This window comes from Geminocystis sp. NIES-3708 (assembly GCF_001548095.1).
Taxonomy (GTDB): Bacteria; Cyanobacteriota; Cyanobacteriia; order Cyanobacteriales; family Cyanobacteriaceae; genus Geminocystis.
In genome coordinates, this window is the sequence record NZ_AP014815.1 from 380,003 (window position 1) to 401,014 (window position 21,012).

21 protein-coding genes are annotated in these 21,012 nt (G+C 32.7%); 13 read left to right on the forward strand and 8 right to left on the reverse strand.

All coding sequences use genetic code 11. From position 1 onward, the window contains the following. Positions 1 to 88 precede the first annotated feature (88 nt). Complete coding sequence (gene groL / locus GM3708_RS01615) at positions 89 to 1,765, forward strand: chaperonin GroEL (RefSeq protein WP_066343539.1); 1,677 nt, start codon at positions 89 to 91, stop codon at positions 1,763 to 1,765. An 82-nt stretch (positions 1,766 to 1,847) separates the two neighbouring features. Here the strand turns inward: groL and aqpZ are convergent, their stop codons facing one another. Together aqpZ and GM3708_RS01625 are read right to left on the reverse strand one after the other, a co-directional pair. Further along, on the reverse strand, positions 1,848 to 2,585 hold the full coding sequence (gene aqpZ / locus GM3708_RS01620) for an aquaporin Z (RefSeq protein WP_066343541.1): 738 nt from the start codon (positions 2,583 to 2,585) through the stop codon (positions 1,848 to 1,850). A gap of 175 nt (positions 2,586 to 2,760) precedes the next feature. Further along, positions 2,761 to 3,450 carry a TVP38/TMEM64 family protein gene (locus GM3708_RS01625; RefSeq protein WP_082713975.1) on the reverse strand — a complete coding sequence of 230 codons (690 nt, stop codon included), beginning with the start codon at positions 3,448 to 3,450 and terminating at the stop codon, positions 2,761 to 2,763. A 157-nt stretch (positions 3,451 to 3,607) separates the two neighbouring features. Here GM3708_RS01625 and yidD point away from each other — a divergent pair, with 157 nt between their 5' ends. The 4 genes from yidD to GM3708_RS01645 all read left to right on the forward strand — a co-directional run bounded on the left by yidD (position 3,608) and on the right by GM3708_RS01645 (position 7,533). After that, positions 3,608 to 3,871, forward strand: coding sequence for a membrane protein insertion efficiency factor YidD (gene yidD, locus GM3708_RS01630; protein ID WP_197671698.1), 264 nt, complete (start codon positions 3,608 to 3,610; stop codon positions 3,869 to 3,871). 148 nt (positions 3,872 to 4,019) lie between these two features. Then, complete coding sequence (locus GM3708_RS01635) at positions 4,020 to 4,352, forward strand: NADH-quinone oxidoreductase subunit K (protein ID WP_396229642.1); 333 nt, start codon at positions 4,020 to 4,022, stop codon at positions 4,350 to 4,352. Continuing rightward, entirely contained in the window at positions 4,352 to 5,803 is a 1,452-nt protein-coding gene (locus GM3708_RS01640) for a cation:proton antiporter (protein ID WP_066343552.1), read from the forward strand. The genes GM3708_RS01635 and GM3708_RS01640 overlap by 1 nt, the downstream gene beginning before the upstream one ends. A gap of 275 nt (positions 5,804 to 6,078) precedes the next feature. After that, positions 6,079 to 7,533: a BCD family MFS transporter gene (locus tag GM3708_RS01645; protein ID WP_066343554.1), complete on the forward strand. Its 1,455-nt coding sequence runs from the start codon at positions 6,079 to 6,081 to the stop codon at positions 7,531 to 7,533. 43 nt (positions 7,534 to 7,576) lie between these two features. Here GM3708_RS01645 and murJ read toward each other — a convergent pair whose 3' ends face one another. Next, entirely contained in the window at positions 7,577 to 9,178 is a 1,602-nt protein-coding gene (gene murJ, locus GM3708_RS01650) for a murein biosynthesis integral membrane protein MurJ (RefSeq protein ID WP_066343556.1), read from the reverse strand. 138 nt (positions 9,179 to 9,316) lie between these two features. Here murJ and GM3708_RS01655 point away from each other — a divergent pair, with 138 nt between their 5' ends. Next, complete coding sequence (locus GM3708_RS01655; RefSeq protein ID WP_066343557.1) at positions 9,317 to 9,505, forward strand: (2Fe-2S)-binding protein; 189 nt, start codon at positions 9,317 to 9,319, stop codon at positions 9,503 to 9,505. Positions 9,506 to 9,556: 51 nt separating this feature from the next. Here GM3708_RS01655 and rnhA read toward each other — a convergent pair whose 3' ends face one another. From rnhA to GM3708_RS01675, 4 genes are all read right to left on the reverse strand, one after another. Continuing rightward, positions 9,557 to 10,036: a ribonuclease HI gene (gene rnhA / locus GM3708_RS01660; protein ID WP_066343559.1), complete on the reverse strand. Its 480-nt coding sequence runs from the start codon at positions 10,034 to 10,036 to the stop codon at positions 9,557 to 9,559. Next, positions 10,029 to 10,238, reverse strand: a complete 210-nt coding sequence (locus GM3708_RS01665) for a hypothetical protein (protein ID WP_066343561.1) — start codon at positions 10,236 to 10,238, stop codon at positions 10,029 to 10,031. Before GM3708_RS01665 ends, rnhA begins: the two co-directional genes overlap by 8 nt. A gap of 89 nt (positions 10,239 to 10,327) precedes the next feature. Continuing rightward, positions 10,328 to 10,936: a transcriptional repressor LexA gene (gene lexA, locus GM3708_RS01670; RefSeq protein ID WP_066343563.1), complete on the reverse strand. Its 609-nt coding sequence runs from the start codon at positions 10,934 to 10,936 to the stop codon at positions 10,328 to 10,330. 155 nt (positions 10,937 to 11,091) lie between these two features. Then, the gene (locus GM3708_RS01675) at positions 11,092 to 11,682 is read right to left on the reverse strand and encodes a histidine phosphatase family protein (RefSeq protein WP_066343566.1); all 591 of its coding nucleotides are present in this window, start codon (positions 11,680 to 11,682) and stop codon (positions 11,092 to 11,094) included. A 242-nt stretch (positions 11,683 to 11,924) separates the two neighbouring features. Here GM3708_RS01675 and GM3708_RS01680 point away from each other — a divergent pair, with 242 nt between their 5' ends. Then, the gene (locus GM3708_RS01680) at positions 11,925 to 12,260 is read left to right on the forward strand and encodes a hypothetical protein (protein WP_066343568.1); all 336 of its coding nucleotides are present in this window, start codon (positions 11,925 to 11,927) and stop codon (positions 12,258 to 12,260) included. 274 nt (positions 12,261 to 12,534) lie between these two features. On the opposite strand, the gene GM3708_RS01685 is transcribed toward GM3708_RS01680, so the two are convergent. Further along, positions 12,535 to 13,320, reverse strand: a complete 786-nt coding sequence (locus tag GM3708_RS01685; protein ID WP_066343571.1) for an ABC transporter ATP-binding protein — start codon at positions 13,318 to 13,320, stop codon at positions 12,535 to 12,537. Positions 13,321 to 13,568: 248 nt separating this feature from the next. Here GM3708_RS01685 and hmpF point away from each other — a divergent pair, with 248 nt between their 5' ends. The 6 genes from hmpF (at position 13,569) to GM3708_RS01715 (ending at position 20,980) form a co-directional block, all read left to right on the forward strand. Then, positions 13,569 to 15,164, forward strand: coding sequence for a pilus motility taxis protein HmpF (gene hmpF, locus GM3708_RS01690; protein ID WP_066343574.1), 1,596 nt, complete (start codon positions 13,569 to 13,571; stop codon positions 15,162 to 15,164). Positions 15,165 to 15,239: 75 nt separating this feature from the next. Further along, positions 15,240 to 15,902 (forward strand): hypothetical protein, encoded by a 663-nt coding sequence (locus GM3708_RS01695; protein ID WP_066349298.1) that lies wholly within the window; start codon positions 15,240 to 15,242, stop codon positions 15,900 to 15,902. A gap of 136 nt (positions 15,903 to 16,038) precedes the next feature. After that, positions 16,039 to 16,521: a crossover junction endodeoxyribonuclease RuvC gene (locus tag GM3708_RS01700; protein ID WP_066343576.1), complete on the forward strand. Its 483-nt coding sequence runs from the start codon at positions 16,039 to 16,041 to the stop codon at positions 16,519 to 16,521. A gap of 355 nt (positions 16,522 to 16,876) precedes the next feature. Next, positions 16,877 to 18,679 carry an ABC transporter ATP-binding protein gene (locus GM3708_RS01705; RefSeq protein ID WP_066349299.1) on the forward strand — a complete coding sequence of 601 codons (1,803 nt, stop codon included), beginning with the start codon at positions 16,877 to 16,879 and terminating at the stop codon, positions 18,677 to 18,679. Between the two features lie 240 nt (positions 18,680 to 18,919). Then, positions 18,920 to 19,819 carry a polyphosphate kinase 2 gene (ppk2, locus tag GM3708_RS01710; RefSeq protein ID WP_066349300.1) on the forward strand — a complete coding sequence of 300 codons (900 nt, stop codon included), beginning with the start codon at positions 18,920 to 18,922 and terminating at the stop codon, positions 19,817 to 19,819. A 186-nt stretch (positions 19,820 to 20,005) separates the two neighbouring features. After that, complete coding sequence (locus GM3708_RS01715) at positions 20,006 to 20,980, forward strand: circadian clock protein KaiA (RefSeq protein ID WP_066343578.1); 975 nt, start codon at positions 20,006 to 20,008, stop codon at positions 20,978 to 20,980. Positions 20,981 to 21,012 lie beyond the last annotated feature (32 nt).

Consider the following 21,012-nt stretch of genomic DNA (forward strand, 5'->3'; position numbering starts at 1 on the left):
TATTCTCTAGGTGAAGATAACCGTATTAGCACTCAGACCCGAAGAGCGCTAAATTGATGTATGGTGAATAAATAAATTAGAAATCTATATGTCTAAAATAGTATCATTTAAAGAAGAATCCAGAAGATCTTTAGAACAGGGTGTCAATGCTTTGGCTAATGCTGTTAAAGTAACTTTAGGACCTAAAGGTAGAAATGTTTTATTAGAAAGAAAATTCGGTGCCCCAGAAATAGTTAAAGATGGTATCAGCGTTGCCAAAGAAGTTGAATTAGAAAATCCCTTACAAAATGTTGGTGCAAGATTAGTCAGAGAAGTAGCTTCTAAAACTAAAGACATCGCAGGAGACGGCACAACTACAGCTACCGTTATCGCCCAAGCTATGATTCATGAAGGGTTGAAAAATGTTACTGCTGGAGCAAATCCTGTGGCTTTACGTCGTGGCATTGATAAAGCCATTAGTTTCTTAATTAAGGAAATTGAAGCTGTAGCACAACCTGTAGAAGGTGATGCTATTAGTCAAGTTGCAACAGTTTCAGCCGGAAATGATGAAGAAATCGGCGAAATGATTGCTACTGCCATGGATAAAGTCACCAAAGATGGTGTGATTACCGTTGAAGAATCTAAATCCTTAGCCACTGAATTAGAAGTTGTCGAAGGTATGCAAATTGATCGTGGTTATGTTTCTCCTTACTTTATCACTGATCAAGAAAAGCAAATCGTTGAGTTTGAAAATCCTTTAATCCTCATCACTGATAAAAAAATTAGTGCCATTGCAGATTTAGTACCTGTATTAGAAAATGTAGCACGTTCTGCTCGTCCCTTATTAATCATTGCTGAAGATATTGACGGTGAAGCCTTAGCCACCCTTGTCGTCAATAAAGCTAGAGGTGTTTTAAATGTAGCCGCTATCAAAGCTCCTAGTTTTGGCGATCGCAGAAAAGCAGCGTTAGAAGATATTGCTATCTTAACTGGTGGAAGAGTTATTTCCGAAGACATTGGTTTAAGCCTTGATACTGTTAGCTTAGATCATTTAGGTAAAGCTCATAAAATTACCATCGAAAAAGACAATACAATTATTGTAGCTGACGGTGGCAATAAAGCAGACATTGAGAAAAGAGTAGCTCAAATTCGTACACAATTAGCCGAAACTGATTCTGACTATGACGCAGAAAAATTAAAAGAGCGCATCGCAAAATTAGCTGGTGGTGTGGCAGTGATTAAAGTAGGTGCCGCTACCGAAACTGAATTAAAAGAGCGTAAACTACGTATTGAAGATGCTTTAAACGCAACTAAAGCGGCAGTAGAAGAAGGAATTATCGCTGGTGGTGGTTCAACATTAATTCATTTAGCGAGTAAAGTTGAAACCTTCAAAAACACTTTAACCATTGAAGAAGAAAAAATTGGTGCACAAATCGTTATCAAAGCCATCGAAGCACCTTTACGTCAAATCGCTAATAATGCTGGAGTAGAAGGCTCTGTAGTGGTAGAACGTGTCAAACAATCGGCTCTTAATTTCGGTTATAATGCCTTAACAGGAGAATATCAAGACTTAATTGCTGCGGGAATTATTGATCCAGCTAAAGTAGTACGTTCTTCCTTACAAAATGCGGCTTCTATTGCAGGGATGATTTTAACCACTGAAGCCCTTGTTGTAGAAAAACCTGAGCCTCAAGCCCCTGCAATGCCTGATATGGGTGGCATGGGTGGTATGGGCGGTATGGGTATGCCCGGCATGGGTGGCATGGGTATGCCCGGTATGATGTAACAATTGACAGTTAACGACAATTAACAATTAACAATTAACAAGTTTTCCCCTCTTTTTCTAATTCCTAATTCCTAATTCTTAATTATTCTTCAATTTCTTCAGAAGAAGTATTAGTCGTTTCAGCGAAATAGCTATAGTAAAGATAACCAGCTAAAACTGCACCTAAAATGGGTGCTAACCAAAATAACCATAATTGCCCGATAATTTCAATATTACCTGCAAATAAAGCCACTCCAGTACTTCTTGCTGGATTAACAGAGGTATTTGTAACAGGAATACTGATTAGGTGAATTAAAGTCAAACCTAAACCGATAGGAATGGGTGCAAAACCAGCAGGTGCACGTCTATCGGTTGAGCCTAAAATGATAATGAGAAAGATAAAAGTTAAGACGACTTCGGTTACAAATGCAGAAATAAGAGAATAACCACCGGGGGAGTGAGTGCCATAACCGTTAGTCGCTAGAGGATTACTTCCTGTTAAAGCAAAACCTTCTGCACCATTGGCAATGATTAAAATGATTATAGCCGCTATAATTGCTCCTACCACTTGAGCGATAATATAAGGTAATAATTCAGAAGAGGGAAAACGCTTACCAGCCCATAAACCAAAAGATACCGCAGGGTTAAAATGACCACCCGAAATATGTCCTACTGCGTAAGCTCCAGTTAATACAGTTAAACCAAAAGCGAGAGAAACGCCTACAAAAGCGATACCGAGAGGATTACCATCACCTCCGAAATTAGCGGCTAAAACAGCACTACCACAACCGCCTAATACTAACCAAAAAGTACCAATTAACTCAGCTACGTATTTTTTCATTATTGTATGTAAATTTTGTGAAGTTATAGTTAAAATTACTTAGAATTATACTTATTAACTTTATAAAATTGACAATAAGTTTTGTAAAATTTTGGCTCTTAATTAATCCATTTTCGCCTCTTTCACCCTGATTAATCGACTGAAATTGCCATTGCCCATTGTCTATTCACCGAGTTTAATTCACTTTAGTATCAAGAGCTTTTTGAGCAATTTTGGTGACGTAAATTGTTACTGTTATGGTTGCAATTAAACCAATAATATTTAAGATTAAAGGCAAAATATCAGTATCTTTGCCAGTTGTTTCAAGTGCTGTTTTCGGTATAGAACCTATATAAACATACATGAGCGTACCGGGTAACATTCCTATCCATGAAGCAAAAAAATAATCTCTCAAAGAAACTTTTGTTACTCCAAAAGCATAATTTAAAAATATGAAAGGAAAAAGAGGAGAAAGACGAGTTAAACCAACGATTTTCCATCCTTGTTGTGCAACGGCAGCATCTATGGCTTTAAATTTCGGTTGAGTATCAATTTGTTTTTCTACCCAAGTGCGCAATAGATAACGCCCGATTAAAAATGAAAGAGTTGCACCAGCTACAGAGGCTATTGATACGAGAATTGAGCCTTGCACGACTCCAAAAATTAATCCTCCCCCTAGGGTTAATGCTGAGCCCGGTATTAAAAATATAGTAGCAAAAATATAAATAATTATAAAAGCAATGGCACTCCAAGCCCCAAAACTAGCAATCCAATCATTAACGTTATCCCATCCTTGGTTGAAATACTGAAATAATCCTAGTTTATCAATCATTATTATCACTAATACTACTCCTATGATAGTTAACCAAAATTTGTTTTTCTTCATTGTAATGACAACTTTTGACGTTAGTTTGATAAAAGGTTAGATGACCGTTGATTTTCTTCTTTAGAATAATAAATAAAACTGTTAAGATAATGAAAATAGAATGAGAGATTATAGAGAAAATTTATAAATGTTGAATATTATCACTTATTAATGAATGATTAAAAAGTTACTTCTATTTCTCATTACTCTTTATCGTGTTTTGATTTCTCCTTTATTCCTTCCCAGTTGTCGATTTCAACCTACTTGTTCACAATATGCTCTAACAGCGATTGAGCATTATGGTACAATCAAAGGGAGTTATTTAGCAATAAAAAGAATTTGTCGCTGTCATCCTTTCAATGTCGGTGGTTACGATCCTGTACCTTCTTTGTCAGATAGATTTATTTCTAATTCTGAGGAGATAATTGACAATAAAAAATAATTAGCTTAACTTATTATTAGTATTAAATATTTTTAATTTAACTGAATTATTATATTGCGATCCTTATCCTATGATATTTATATAGACTATTACCTATGTTTTTTACATATGTCATAGTATAAAATCTATTTTAAAATTATTAAAAATAATGGTGTTAGAAGCATTTGTTTTAGTGACTATTCTCTTAGGATTTTTTGGCATCATCTTTAAAGAAAATTTGATGATGAAAACCATATCTATGGATATTATGAGTACTGGAGTTATTGCTTATTATGTTCTAATAGCATCAAGAGAAGGATTATTTACCCCTATTCTGACGGAAGAACAAGTTAGTTATGCCGATCCTGTACCACAAGCAGTAATTTTGACCGCTATTGTGATTGGTTTTTCCACTCAAGCCTTAATGTTAGTCGCAGTGATGAAATTAGCTAAAAATAATCCAACTTTAGAAACGAAAGAAATCGAAAAAAATAATAGTTAATGATTAATTTGACCATAGTTTGGATTACTTTACCTTTATTATTAGGTTTTACTATTTATCTAATACCTAAGTTAGATAAATATTTGACATTATTAGGAACATTAATTTCTGTTATTTACAGTTTAAAAATACTTTTAAATAAAGAATCTTTCCAATTTCAATTATTAGATAATTTTGGGGTAACTTTTAGGGTTGATACTTTAAATGGTTATTTTATTTTAACCAATGCCATTGTCACAATAGCCGTAATAATTTATTGTTGGCAAAGACAGAAAATAGCCTTTTTCTATGCACAACTTATTTTGTTACATGGTAGTCTTAATTCTGCTTTTATTACCACAGATTTTATTAGTTTATATGTTGCCTTAGAAGTTATCGGCATGGTAGCTTTTATTTTAATTGCTTATCCTCGTACAGATAAATCTATTTGGGTAGCATTTCGTTATTTATTTGTTAGTAGTGTTGTTTTATTATTTTATTTAGTCGGCACAATTTTAGTTTATAAAGCTAATCATTCTTTTAGTTTTGAAGGTTTAAAAAACTCTCCACCCGAAGCACTCGTCTTAATTTTTTTAGGCTTATTTGTCAAAGGAGGAATTTTTCTATCGGGATTATGGCTTCCTCTCACTCACTCAGAAGCAGAAACTCCAGTATCAGCATTACTCTCAGGCATTGTCGTTAAAGCTAGTATTTTACCTTTAATTAGATGTGCGGCAATTAGTGAAGATATGGATTTTATCGTTAGGGTTTTTGCGGTAGCCACAGCCATCTTAGGAGTTTTTTATGCTTTGTTTGAAAAAGACATTAAGCGAATGTTAGCATTTTCAAGCATTTCTCAAATGGGTTTTATTTTAGCTTCTCCTTCTGTTGGAGGATTTTATGCTTTAACTCATGGATTATCAAAATGTACTTTATTTTTGTGTGCTGGTAATTTACCCACTCGAAATTTATCGACTTTAAAAAATCAACCTATAAATACTAATCTTTGGATTCCTTTATCTTTAGCCTCTTTATCAGCAATAGGATTTCCTTTTTTCTCCAGTTTTGAAGCAAAAGCATTAACCTTAGAAAATCTTTTACCTTGGCAAGTGATTCCCATGAATATTATTGCTGTAGGCACGGCAATTTATTTCATTCAATTAATTTTATTACCTCATGAAACCAAAAAAGAACAAAATACTAATTCTTATTTACAATTAGCTGTAACTATCTTAATTATAGGAATTATTACAGCCAATATCATCTATTATTCTGCCTATAGTTTAATTAATATTCTTAAAGCCTTAATAACTTTCAGTATTGGTTGTTTATGCTATGCCTTTATTTTTAAAAAATTAGTAATAAAAATACCTCGTATTTGGGAAGAATTTGATCATCTAGTCGGTTTCATGACTTTAATTTGCATTTTATTATACGGAATTATTTTTCTGATTAATCCTTCTTTATTTTAATAGGTAATAAGCAGTCGTGCATAGACAATGGTTTTGAGGAAATAAAAAAATCGATTTTTGATGTCCTTTTTTGTTAATCTAATAAATTTAAACCCTTGATGATAAAAAACAAAAAATTTATTCACCATAACCTAAATAAAATATTCCTGTATTTAGTCTTTGTACTAAAATTAACATTTTCTTAGTCTCCTAGTCTCTCAGTCTCTCTTAATTTTGTCTTCACCCAGATATTAAAAACCTGTTTTTTGTCCTAAATATGTAATACTATAAATCGTATGACTATCAATAACAATTATGATTCTATTCCTTCTAAGAAAATAAGTGAATCAATTCCCAAAGTAAATATTTTTACCATGCTACGCTTAGGATTATTTAACCTTGGCATCGGTTTAATTTCTGTCTTAACTTTAGCAGTATTAAATCGAGTCATGATTTCTGAGTTAGGTATTCCAGCAACTATTGCGGCTGGTACTTTAGCATTATCTCAATTAGTAGCACCTACAAGGGTATGGTTAGGGCAATTATCTGATAGTAAAAAATTATTTGGTTTACATCGTACTGGTTATGTCCGTCTTGGGGTAGTTATGGTTGGAATTTTTATCTTTTTTGCGGTGCAATTAGTCTGGTTATTAGGAGGGGATATTGTCAATAATAATGGTTGGCAATGGAATCCTCAAACTCTTATTTTTAGCATCGGTTTAGGTGTAATTTTCATGATACAAGGTGTTGCTATGGGAGCAAGTTCAACTCCTTTTACAGCTTTATTAGTAGATATTTCCGATGAAGATAATCGCTCAAAAATCGTGGGTGTAATTTGGTCAATGTTAATGGTCGGTATCGTTATTGGTGGTATCACAGGAAACATTTTACTCAAAAATTTAGCTGTGGGAGAAGATAATGTTATTTCTTTAGACGTGCTTAAACCCCCCATTAATTATATATTTATAGTTGTACCTCTTATAGTCGTCATTTTAACCTTAATTGCCACTTGGGGAGTAGAAAAGAAATACTCTCGTTATCGTTTACGTTCATCTTTTGTGGATAGGGAAGACGGCATCAGCTTAAAACGTGCTTTAAAAATCCTGACTTCATCCCGTCAAACTGGAATTTTCTTTTCCTTTTTGGTGATAATTACCATGAGTTTATTCATGCAGGAGGCAATTTTAGAGCCTTATGGTGGCGAAGTTTTTAATATGTCTATCGGTGAAACGACTATGTTGAACTCTTTTTGGGGTATTGGTATTTTAATCGGTTACGGTACAACTGGATTTTTAGTTATTCCTCGCTTAGGGAAAACGAAAACCACCAAAATCGGCTGTATTTTAGTGGCGTTATCTTTTAGCTTAATTATCCTGTCTGGTTTAACCGCAATGTCTATGATGCTTAAAATTGCCATGGTGTTGTTCGGCATTGCCGCAGGAATTACAACTATCGGCTCAATTAGCTTAATGTTAGATTTAACTCTTGCAGAAACGGCTGGTACATTTGTAGGAGCGTGGGGATTAGCTCAAGCTATGGCTAGAGGTATTGCTATTGCCATTGGGGGATGGATTCTTGATATAGGAAGATTAATATTTAGTAATACTTGGTTAGCTTATAGTTTTGTCTTTTTTGTGGAAGCATTGTTTATTATTGGTGCGATTATACTTTTAAATAAAGTTAATGTCCAAGAATTTCAAGCCACCACTCGTCAAGTAACAGCGATGGTAATGGAAGGGGAATTAGACTAATAAATTGTCTATTATTGTAAACTGAGAAACCCTGAGTTTAATATTATTTACGGTTAAATTTAGTATTTATTTTTGTAAATAGTATTTGTAATTCAGGAAGTTTTAACTGCATAATAATTAATAGAAAAATTATCAATGAAATTAAACTAGAAATAAGTAAATTTATTCCTTGTAAAAATAATCCTTCTTCACCCCATAAAGAAGTAAGATAATTATTAATCCAATAACAACCAAAACCAGAAGAAATTGTGGCAATGATTAACCCACTGAAGATGAATAACCATTCTTTTAAAGGTAAACCATTTAAACGTTTATGTAAGATCCAAATGAGTGCAATCATCGAAAAAATATTAACTCCAATAGTTGCAAAAACTAACCCTTGAGTTTCAAATTTTTTAACTAATAAATAATCTAAAATAACGTTAATAAAAATATTAATTATACTAACTTTAAATGGTGTTTGTCCATCACCTAAAGCATAAAAAACTCTTACGATAACGTCTCTACCTAAATAGAAAAACATTCCCACACCATAAGCTAATAAAACTGGTGCAACGATGGCGGAATCTGCTGATTTAAAAACTCCTCTTTCATAAATAATTTTCACAATAGGATTAGATAATGCCATAAAAATTGCTGTCAGAGGAAACATCGTTAAAGCCGTTAAAACTAATCCTTGTCTAATTCTAAGTTTCAATTCATCCCAATTGTCTGGGGCAGCTAAACGAGAGAAAACGGGTAAAAATGGCACTAAAATCATATTAGAAATAATGCCTAAAGGAGTTAAAACAATGAAATTTGCGTAACGCATCGCCGCCGCCGCATTTTCAAGATAAGAAGCAAAGTATAAGTCTGTATAAACATTAATGTGTAGCATTCCCGAAGAAAGGGTTGCTGGTGCCATTACTTTCATGACATCGTTGACTCCTTCTCTACCCCAATCGAAACGTAATTTTAAAGTACTAATGCCTAATTTTATTTGTGTAACTTGTTGTGCTAACCACTGCCAAAGCCCACCTGCAAGAGTTGTACCTGCTAACATAAGACTACCGAATTGAATATATTCAGGGGCATTAATGCGATCGCCTAAAAACAAAAATAAACCTCCAACACCGATGACAATAGTTAAGCTAGAAAATAATGGACTAATACTTGGTAGCCAATATTGATCTGAAGCATTTAAACTACCAAAACCAATACCGATTAATCCAGCAAAAACCGCTAAAGGTGCCATAATTTGCAGTTGTAGAATTGCCATATCTCTGACATTAGGAGTTAATCCGGGGGCTAATAAATCAATGAATTTATCAGCATAAATAACTAAAATTACTGTAGTAACCAATAATATTGTACTAACTAAAGTTGTAATGGTTTCAATTAATGGTGCAGCATCTTCTCGATCTCTTTTGGCTAAAACACTAACTAATGAACTATGAAAAGGTCCATTAATACCACCTAACAAAATTAATAAAAATCCCGGAATCACGTAAGCATAAGCATAAGCGTTAACTACAGCCCCAACACCAAAGGCGGCGGCAACAATTTGTTCACGCACTAAGCCAAAGATTTTACTAATCAGAGTTGCTACGGCGACAATTCCTGCAATACCAGCTAAAGATTTTTTCGTTTTACTATTTGTACTCACATCTTAAGAGAAATAACTGCAATCATTTATTATCTAGCAAAAGCGAACATAAAAATTTTAAAAAAAAGTAGAATAATGACAACTTTTTGCAATAATGTTAATATGATGTAAAGTTCAATAAATTAAAATAGTTTTAGAATGTACGTTTGTATTTGTAATGCTATAACTGAAAAAGATATTCATAAAGCAGTAGAACAAGGCATTTCTTCCCTAGAAAAGCTATCGGAAGTAACCTCTGTTTCTAAACATTGTGGTTGTTGTACTGATCATGCTTGTAAAATTTTGCAAGAAGCTATGAATAATCGTAATCACAATATGATGTCTTGATGGCTTTAATCCATCATCCTCATAAATTTTATGTAAATTCAGAAAAACTTTTTAGTATTCATAGTTAACATCTTCTTGTAAGCTATCATTTTGAGCGGCACTAAAAGCAAGGCGATCGCAACGTTCATTCTCTTTATTACCAGAATGTCCTCTCACCCAAGTAAAATTAACTTGATGTTGATTAGATAGTCGTAACAATTCCTGCCAAAGATCGGGATTTTTGGCTTTTTCTCTAGGATTACGTTTCCAATTATTAATTTGCCATTTTTTAGCCCAGCCTTTCATCATGGCATTAACAACATACTGAGAGTCAGTATATATAGTTACTTGATGGGGTTTTGTTAAGGCTTTTAATCCCATAATAACAGCTAGTATTTCCATGCGATTATTGGTAGTTTTCCTAAATCCTCCAGATAGTTCTTGACGATGATTCTGATTATCTAAAATAACAACTCCATAACCTCCAGGACCTGGATTATTGAGACATGAGCCATCAGTATAAATTTGTACTTGTGGTAAATCGTTATTCATTTAATTTTTTTCCTGATGAAGACAAAATATTATTAGTTTGTTGAGTGATAAATTCATTGATTTTCTGATCATAATTAGAGGCAATCGCTAAAAAAGCTCCACCAAAAATATAGAGGGGAAGAGGGGTAAAAAAATTTTTAATCCAAAGAATAAACTGAGCTAATAAAAATAGTAAGATAAAACTGACTAACCAAACTTTCATTTTTTACTCCTCAAACACTTAAGAAAATTAATAATTAATAATAGTCAATCTTAAGGGCGAATGCCATCCGCCCAAAAAATTAATCAAAATTATGAATTAAACAAACGAAATACTCCTTGTAAAACTCCTTGAATTTCTACTTGATCTCGAAGAACAGAAATTGATTCATAATTAGGATTTGAGGCTTTGAGGATAACTTTATCAGGAGTCATGGATATTCTTTTTAAGGTTACGCCTTTCCCTTCCACTTTTGCCGCTACAATTTCCCCCTCTTTAACTTCTTCAATATCAGAAACTGATCGCATAATGACATAATCACCTTCACTAATTTTATCTTCACTCATACTATCTCCTACAACTTGTAAAGCATAACAGTTAGATTGATTGAATAAAGAGTTGAAATCAATTTTTTCTTGCTTATCATTAAAAGGTTCGATTAATCTTCCTTGGGTAATCTTTCCTAATAAAGATAAACCTTGATCATAATTTTTTAAAATCTTTAAAGTACGTGCTTGTCCTTCTGACCAATCAATATAACCTTTTGTTCGCATTTTTTCCAAACGGCTTTGAATTGGTGCTGGCGATCGTAAATTCATAGCTTTCATCATTTCCCGAATAGAAGGAGAATGCTTATTGGTACTAATATATTGAATTAACCAATCATATAACTGTTTTTGAGCGGGAGTTAAATTTTCCATAGTCTTGTCATTAATTTAAGAAATAAAGAATCAATGTTCATAACTACTAATTTAACTTAGAACACTCGTACTAAACAACTATTTTGATAAAATTGTTAACATTAGATTGAGCTTATAGTTCAAAAGCAATGACAAAAGATCAGATTTAAGTCTAGCTAAAGTAATTCTAATCGCCAATTATTACCATCATTAACTATTTTAGTAACTGAACATAATGAGGTTTTAATTTCTATATCATCACCTAATAAATATTTGCAGATACCTTTTACGGAAATACTATGACCGATTAATAATAAATTTCCTTCAAATTTCTTAGTTAGTAATTGAGTAATTTGTTTCATTCTTATTAAAGCCATTAGTTCAGTTTCAGGATATTTGGGGATAATTTGTGATCGATAATTCCAATCAATACGAGGATAAATATTTTCTAATTCTTCACGGGGATGAATAACAGGTATTTCTGTCATCCAATCACGATTATGCCATTCTCCTAAACCTGCTTCTAGTTTGATATTTAAATCAAGTTTTTCCCCCAAAATATCAGCAGTTTGAATTGTTCGTAAAAAAGGTGAAGCGATAATATGATTAATTGGCTCATTGTATAATTTCAGAGCTAATTCCTGAACTTGAATTTTACCATCAAAAGATAAAGGAGGATCATAACGCCTCAAAGCTGTTTCAAACCATTGTGGATAGACAAAATCAAACCTATTTCCATGTCTAACAATCCATAACGTTATAGTCATTAATCTTTATATTTGTTCAAATTATCTGACAATTATAATCTTTTGTGAAGGAAAATAAATTTTTACATACACTATAAGAAGAAAATTGACAAGTTTTTTAATGTTTTTTTAAGATTCTTGACAAAATGATGACAAATCTGAAATTTAGTTTTACCCTAAAGATAGTTAAAAAAAACAAAATCTGAATGAGTATTAAAGTTTTTTAATTTTCCTCTCAAAACTCCTGTTTAGGAGTAAAAATAATGAATATCTGGTTATCTCTATTTTTCTCTTTATCATTAACGACTTTAGTTAGTTTTGCTACCCCAGTGGTCTTCTGCACGTTAATTTTAGGTTGTGTTGCTATCATCTCCTATTTGCCAATGATGAACCAATGGGGGGAAAACCTTTATGAACAAATGTGGAATTTCTTAGCTGTATTTGGAGAAGGTTCGGGTAGTATTGGAATTTTAACCATTGCCGCTACTTGTGCGATCGCCGGATTTTTATTTGAAGCCCTAAATTTTTATCGTTATCGTATTCTCATCCAACAATCTGTTAATCATTCATGGAGTCAAGAAAAAGTTTCTAATCATTAGACATCTTCCAAAAACTAATCTAAAGTAAATTTGAGGCAAGAAATTATCAATTTTAATGACTTCGGACTTCTTAGGTCAGTTTGAGATAAAAAAAGATGAAGACAAAACGTGAGAATAACTAGCTAGGGGAAAACTCTGAATATTTATACATTTTCGAGAGATTTTTATTCATTCACAAAAAGAAGAATCTACCCATCAAAAAGAGTCAGTCATCACCTGTTTTTAAATCGAACTGAGGTGAATTATTGAAGGAGTTTAATAAATTTTTATCTGCTTATCCGCCGAGATATGCGTCTAAAACTTTGTCATTATTTTGTATTTCCTCAGGAGTGCCATAAGCTAGGTTTGACCCTTCTGCTAATACCCAAACATGATTGCACAAAGACATAATCACATCCATGTTATGTTCAATAATTAAAAAAGAAATACCCTGTTTATTCCAGTTAACAATATGTTCACAAATTTGATTAATGAGAGTCGGATTAACCCCTGCGGCTGGTTCATCTAATAAAATCAACTTAGGATTAGTCATTAAAGTTCTTGCCATTTCCAAAAGTTTTCGTTGCCCACCAGATAAAGCACCAGCATAGTCATAGGCTTTCTGTGCTAATCCTACGGATTCTAAAATAGTCATCGCTCTTTCCTTATTTTCTTTTTCTTCTCGGCGAATTTTATTCGAACTCAATAATACTGAAAATAATGATTCCCCCGTTTGATTTTGAGTACCTAATAACATATTCTCTAGTACCGTTAAACGAGATAAAACTCTAGCTACCTGAAAAGTACGAATAAAACCTTTTCTAGCAATTTCATGAGGTGGTTGATTTTGAATTGCTTGACCTTCAAATAAAATCTCCCCAGTATCAGCTTTTAAAAAATTGGACAACAGATTAAATAATGTACTTTTTCCCGCACCATTAGGACCAATTAAACCAGTAATACTGTTCTTTTTTACATCTATACTGGCGTTATTCACAGCTTTTAAGCCACCAAAACTTTTCGATAAATTAACAGCAGTGAGAATAGAATCAGGGGTTTGAAATTGATTGTTTTGCTCCATTTTTTCTACTCAAGTTTGTATGAAAAGATCTTAATTTATTTTTTTATGGTTTTTTATTCTCTCACAGAAATTACTAGAAAATGCAAAAATCAATTCTCTCCTAGTATCCTAGTTCCCTAGTCTCATCTGTGCCAACAAATTTATCTTGAATTCAGGTTATTTTAGTGGCAGGATAATATCTTTAACTATTATCATTTATCATTAGAGTAAGTAGTATTTTAAGATTAACCATAAAGGGATCAAGATTTGTGTTATATCTGGCAGAAGTAAAAATTCAGAATAGAGGGTTTGTCGGCGGCTACAAAACAGAATTAAAACTGTTAGCTTCTCAAGGAGTTGATCAAACTTGGAACACTGTAGCTGGAGAAGAAGTCATTGCGACAGATGCCATCGTTGATCAAACAGGAAAAGGCACTCTTTACATTGTTAACTTAGACAATAATAAGCAACTTCAAGGTAATCCAGAATTGGCAGGACCTCGTGTTGTTAATTATTTACGTCATTTTTCTCGCACTCTAGAAAAATCTAAATCTCAGGAAGAGGAAATAGAAGAGTGGAAAACTTCTTTGAAGATACAAGGTCAAGAAATTAGTCGTCGCCAGGCAGAACTAGATCAGCAACAACAAATATTACAACAACAACAACAAGAATTAGCTCACCTAGAAGAAGAGAAAAACAAGCTCAATGGTGCATGGGAACAATTAAGATTAGAACAGCAAAGACTTAATGAAAATCAAGCAAATCAAGGAGAAATTAAAGGTAAGTTAGAAAATTTACTGACGGATATTGGAAGTGATAGTTTTAATCCTGAAAATTTACATCAGGCTTTTTCTGGCGTTAATACTCAGCAGGATTTATTGAATAATTACTGGCAACAATTAGAGTCTCAAAAAGTCGTTTTACAGCAAAAACAACAAGAATTAGATAGTAAAAAACACTATATTGAACAATGCCGTCAAAATTTACAATCTTTAGAAAATAACTTACAAAAAGCGATCGCAGGATTACACTCCGATCAAATATTATTACAGCAGAAAGAAGATTCTCTTAAACAACTTAATATCTATTTGGAAGGATTTAATCGTCTAGATCAAGAAATTTCTTTTTTGGGAGACGATAATGACGATATAGAAATCGATTTCAATGCTTTAGAAACAATGCCTTTAGGAGATTTAGAAGAAACAGTTAACAATCTTAAGCAAGAAACCGCTAAATTGGTTAATTTTGTGAATTTGCAAGAAGAAGAATTAACTTTACAAAGTGATGAAGTAAAAATTATTCAAGTAAAACTTATTCAAGCCAATGAAGTCGATAAATTTAATTTAGAAACAGAATTAGCAGACGCTCAAGAAGCGATGAAACTACTTAATGAGACATTAGTAGGTCAAAGAAGAACCCTAAAAAGACAACAAAAAATGCTCAACGATCATCTAAAGATTTTTAGTCGTCGTAAAGGGATAATTGATCTTGATTTTGCCAATACAATAAATGTTCGTCCTGTGTTAGATGAAATTGAAACTCAAAAAAACTTAATACAACAACAACGAGATAAAATTAATAGTGAAATTAATGCTTTACGTCATAGTAATGCACAAGTTGAACACGCTATCAATAATCAAAAACAAGAATATGAACAACAGCAAAATCAACTTAATCAAGAACAAGAATATTGGTTACAATCTTATCAAGATGTCACTAAAACTCAAGCAGAAATTAATCTTTTAGAACAAGCATTACATCCTATTCAGGAACAATTAAATCATCTTCGCAATAATTTACAAGCCTTAGAGCAATCAACTCAAAAGTTTGGTCATGTGTTTAACGAGTTACAATCTATGTTCTAATTTTGTTTGAAAATCAAATTCGTGAATTTAATTCCTCTATTTTTATTTACTATATTCTCTGTCTTTAATCCTTGGGTGATAACTTCAGTTACTGCTGAAAGTATTAATATAACTGAAAAAAGCCAAGAATTTGATTTAGATCCTTCTATTATCGAGAATAGCCCTGTTATTCAACAATGGATCAAAGAAATACCCGATGTTGCCGACAAAATTGTTCATGAGCCTAGTTTTCGCACAAGATACCGTTTTGGTTATAGTCAATTTCCTTCTAATAATAATTCTGGAGGTTTTTTTATAGGGGTTGAAGATGTTTTTATTGGTAATACTCCTTTAACTTTTAGTGCTAACTATAACAGTGATTTGAGTAATAGTTCTAATCCTAAAAATGAAAGATTGTCCGTAGGAGGAAATGTGCAATATTATGTTTTCCCTTTGGGAAATTATGTTAATTTTGCCCCAATGATTGGATATAAATATATGGAAACCAATGGTTATAATACTGGGGGTGTAAATTTAGGTTTCAAGATGGCTTTTGCTCTTTCTCCTCAAGGTGCAGCGGATATTTTTTTTACACAAAGTTTTGTTTCTCCCTCTAGTAATGATGAGGTAGGTATTACCCAAATCAATGTTGGCTATGCCATAACTAAAAATTTACGTTTATCCACAGAAATCGGCTGGCAAAATTCTATTAAGCAAAAAGATTCTCAAGTTAGTGTTGGTTTTGAATGGATGCCTTGATAAGTCCAAACGTTTTTAGATTGTAAATGAAACAAAGAAAATAGAGAAGGGAAGTATTGATTTATTTATTAATAACCAAAATATATGCAACTTAAATCCGTCTTAGTTTAGTAAGTAAATATTTTAAAATTATTTTATGATATGGTTAGGAATTGATCCTGGATTGGCGATCATCGGTTGGGCTATTTTAGAAGGGGATGAAACAAAAACTCCCGAAATTATTGATTATGGTATTATTGAAACTCATAAAAGTATGTCCACGGGAGAACGATTAGTGGAGCTAGAACAAGATTTTATGAGTATAATGCAGGAATTCCAACCTGATCATGTCGCCATAGAAATGCCTTTTTTCAGTCGTCAAATAAAGTCGGCAGGAAAAGTTTTACAGGCTTTAGGAGTGGTTAATTTAGTATGTTATCGTGAAGCTCAAATAATCCCTATTTTTTTACATCAAGCTAGTTGGAAGGCTCATTTAGGTAGTGGTAGAGCGACTAAAGATGAAGTGGCACAAATGTTGCAACAGGTTTTTGATTTACCTGATTTGCCTATTAATGATAGCGTAGATGCGATCGCCATTGCCTATGCAGGGGCTTGTGGTTTGAGAAACTCTATTGATTAACAATTATTGAAAACAAGTTATGGCTCTTATTTGACTTCAGTTTCAAGTTCAATTATTTGATGAAAACCAGTTTAGGGATAATCCCTGATAAACCTGTAAACATTACATAGATAAAAATGTTTAACCTTGCTTCAATACTATACTAATCTTTTATTAAAATTTCCCTCGGTACCATTTAATCTTTTATTTATTTAATTTAGCTTTTCTTTAAGAGTTGCTATATCCACTCTCATATCGTTTAATTTATTTTTGACTTCATCTAATTTCGTGTCAACTTGATCAAATTTAGATTTAATTGAATCCTTTATAATAGTTATTTTCTTAATTGTTATTTATCAAATATTATTTATTACTTATCAATATGGCTATTCTTGATATTCAAGACTTACAAATAATTTTCACCAATGATGAAGGTCAAGCTACCATCGCTGTTGATAAAATAAATGTATCCCTAGAAAAAGGTGAAATTTTAGGTATTGTAGGAGAATCTGGTTCAGGAAAATCGGTTACATCTCTTGGTATTATGGGTTTATTACCGTCTTCAGGGAAAATTAGTGATGGTAAAATTTATTTTCAAGATAATGCCAATAATTTACCTATAGATATAGTTTCTCTAGCAAAGGAGGCGAAAAGACACTATCGTGGTGGTAAGATAGCTATGATATTTCAAGAGCCCATGAGCTCACTAAATCCTGTTTATAATATTGGTTTTCAGATTACTGAAGCTATTCGTTTACATCAAAACATATCTGAATTAGAAGCTAAAGGAAAAGCAATTAATTTATTGCAAGAAGTAAAATTATTACCTAACGATGAAGAGTTAATCGCCGAATTTTTACAACAAAATACCATCAAAAATCCTTCTGACAAAGACATTCAATTCTATCTTAAGCAACGGAAACAATCTATTTTAAAACGTTTTCCCCATGAAATGAGTGGTGGACAATTACAAAGAGTCATGATTGCGATCGCTATTTCTTGTCAACCAAGTATTTTAATTGCTGACGAACCTACTACCGCATTAGATGTAACAGTACAAGCTACTATTTTAGAATTATTAAAAGAATTATGTCGTAGTCGTCAAATGTCTTTAATTTTTATCACTCATGACTTAGCAGTAGTTGCCAATATCGCCGATAGTTTAGCGGTAATGTATCAAGGAAAAATAGTTGAATATGGCAAAACCAGAGAAATTCTCTTTAATCCCACCCAAGCCTATACTAAAGGTTTACTAGCTTGTCGCCCTCGTTTAGATGAAACCCGCTCTTATTTACCGACTGTCGCCGATTTTATGGCTGATAATTCAGTAACTACTCCCCCTTCATTTACGGTAAATCCTAGGGAAATAAAGCTCAATCATCCGCTTTTGACAGTAGAAAAATTGAAGGTAGGTTTTCCGAAAAAAGGATCATTACCTTGGCAAAAAGAGTATTTTTGGGCAGTGAATGAAGTTAGTTTTCAAGTATTTTCGGGGGAAACTTTAGGCTTAGTTGGTGAATCAGGCTGTGGCAAATCGACTTTAGCACGTACTATTTTGCGGTTAATTCCCACCGATGAAGGAAAAATTGAATTTTTAGGTCAAGATTTAACTAAATTATCTCCTAGAAGCAAACATTTAAGGCAATTACGGCGAGAAATGCAAATTGTCTTTCAGAATCCCTATAATTCTCTTAATCCTCGTATCAGTATTGGCAATACAATAATTGAACCAATGATAATTCACGGTATGGGTGGTAACAAGGAAAAACGTCAAGAAAGAGTTAGATATTTACTCGATAGAGTCGGCTTAAATCCTAATTGGTTTAATCGTTATCCCCATGAATTATCTGGAGGGCAACGTCAAAGAGTCTGTATTGCTAGGGCATTGGCTTTAAACCCTCAATTAATCATCTGTGATGAGTCGGTATCGGCGTTAGATGTTTCTATTCAAGCACAAGTATTAAACTTACTCAAGGAATTACAGGCAGAATTTGGTTTAACTTATATTTTTATTTCCCATGATTTAAGTGTTGTCAAATTTATGAGTGATCGTATAATGGTAATGAATAAAGGAGAAATCGAGGAAATGTCAACAGCTACACAAATTATCGATAATCCTCAAAGGGAATATACTCGAAAATTAATTGCCTCTATTCCTAAATTTCCCACCGCCGCTTAATAAGTCAGTTAACAAATTTCTTCATTCTTATTTGTTAATTATTAGTTGCTAATTTGCTATGGAGTCTTTAGTTAGTTAGATTTAATACATTAAAATTAATTTTTTACTTGTATGATTAGGCACAAATACAAATAATACTTAGTACTCAATATTTACAAAAATAATGCTATGAGTAAAAATAACTCCACATCTAAAATTGCAGAAAATCTTTTCCCAGAACTAAATATCTCCAAGAAACGGATGAAAAAGAAAGATAAAAAGAAGATTGAGACACAAAAGCAAAGCGAAAAAGTGAAACTAGCGAAGTCTCAAAAGTCAGAGTCAAAAGTATTTCACTATATCTCCGAGGGCGAGGGTAGCTCGAAACTGTCTAAAAGTTTTTATGAAAAAGAGTTGGCTCGTCTACAAATAGAACTGGTGAAAATGCAATATTGGGTTAAGCATACTAATACCCGAATTGTAATTTTATTTGAAGGTCGTGATGCTGCGGGGAAAGGCGGTACTATTAAACGCATTACCGAACCTCTTAATCCACGAGGATGTCGGGTGGTAGCTTTAGGAACACCGAGCGATCACGAAAAGACTCAATGGTATTTTCAACGCTATGTCGCTCATCTTCCGGGTGCTGGTGAAATTGTTTGTTTTGATCGCAGTTGGTACAATCGTGCTGGTGTAGAGCATGTCATGGGATTTTGTACTGATGAACAATATCAAGAGTTTATGAAAACCTGTCCACAATTTGAGCAAATGTTAGTAAGATCAGGTATTATTTTGCTTAAATATTGGTTTTCTGTTAGCGATGAGGAACAAGAGCGACGTTTTCAATCTCGCACTAAAGATCCAGCAAGGCGTTGGAAACTGAGCCCGATGGATTTAGAATCTCGTGATCGCTGGGCGGAATATTCTCAAGCCAAAGACACTATGTTTGCTCATACAAATATTCCTGAAGCACCTTGGTTCACAGTGGAAGCTGATGATAAAAAACGAGCTAGGCTTAATTGTATTCATCATTTTCTTAGTAAAATTCCCTATGTAGATATGACACCAGAGCCTTTGGAATTGCCCCCTCGTAAGAGTGCTCCTTTAAACTATGTGCGTTCCCCTATCAATGAGCAGTTTTTTGTTCCTCAAAAATATTGATGTGTCAGTATTTACAAGATTTTAAAACTACCATCCGATATAATCGACTACTAAAGTAAATTGATTAAATATTAATTCTTAATCCTTAATTTTTAATTCCTAATTGTTTATAATTGCTAATTGATTCCTCCTCAAGCTAACATATACCTGAGTCAATAATTTAGCACAATTAATTAATAAAATCTCTTGTCTTCTCGATTATCCATTTGTATTTTTGTTCCCGTAGCACAAATAGTTCATTCTTTAACCCAGTTATTAAGTGGTAATGGTGAATTATCTGTGTGTGATCGTTATCATTTACATATACTTAATTCTGTGATAGAGTTAAAAGAATTCGTCATAGATAATAAAGAAAAATTAGATTGTTTAATTATTCTTAATAATAAGATAGGCATAGAACCAATAATTAACGAATTCTACGAACAAGGCTTGATTCTACCTGTTATTATTCTTGAACCTGACGATCTTGATCTATCCAGAGAATGTCTAGTGGCAGAGTCAGAAAATAAAATAGATCAAGATAATCCTAAAGAATTTGATTCTCTTAATCATCTTTATCATACCGCCGAAGTGAGAATAAGATTAAGACAGTTAGGCAATATTACAAAATATATTGATAAAGCTATTGCTCAATTTTTACACCTTGCACCGAGTTGTTCAATTATTGAAAATTCCCAGAGTCATCAAACATCAAAACCGATAGAAGAAAAACAAAATTTTTTATTATTACAACAAAAAAGATTAGCGGAAAAACTAAAGGAAAGATTAGGATATTTAGGGGTTTATTATAACAGAAATCCTAACTATTTTTATCGTTATCTTTCTAAGACAGAAAAAGATGAATTAATTAAACAATTAAAAGTAGAGTATAGAGACATTATTTTAGAATATTTTAGTGTAGAAAGTGAGGTAAATCAAGCTATTGATCAATTCGTAAATCAATGTTTTTTTGCTGATTTATCTGTATCTCAAATCCTAGAAATTCATATGGAATTAATGGATGAATTTGCTCAGCAACTAAAATTAGAGGGCAGAAATGAAGATATATTGATTGACTATCGTTTAGCTTTAATTGATCTTATTGCCCATCTTTGTGAAATGTATCGTCGCTCTATTCCGAAAGAAGATTTGCCTTTTGAAATTTTATTTCCAGTAGATTAATTTTAAATTAAACATAATAATAAAATAAACAA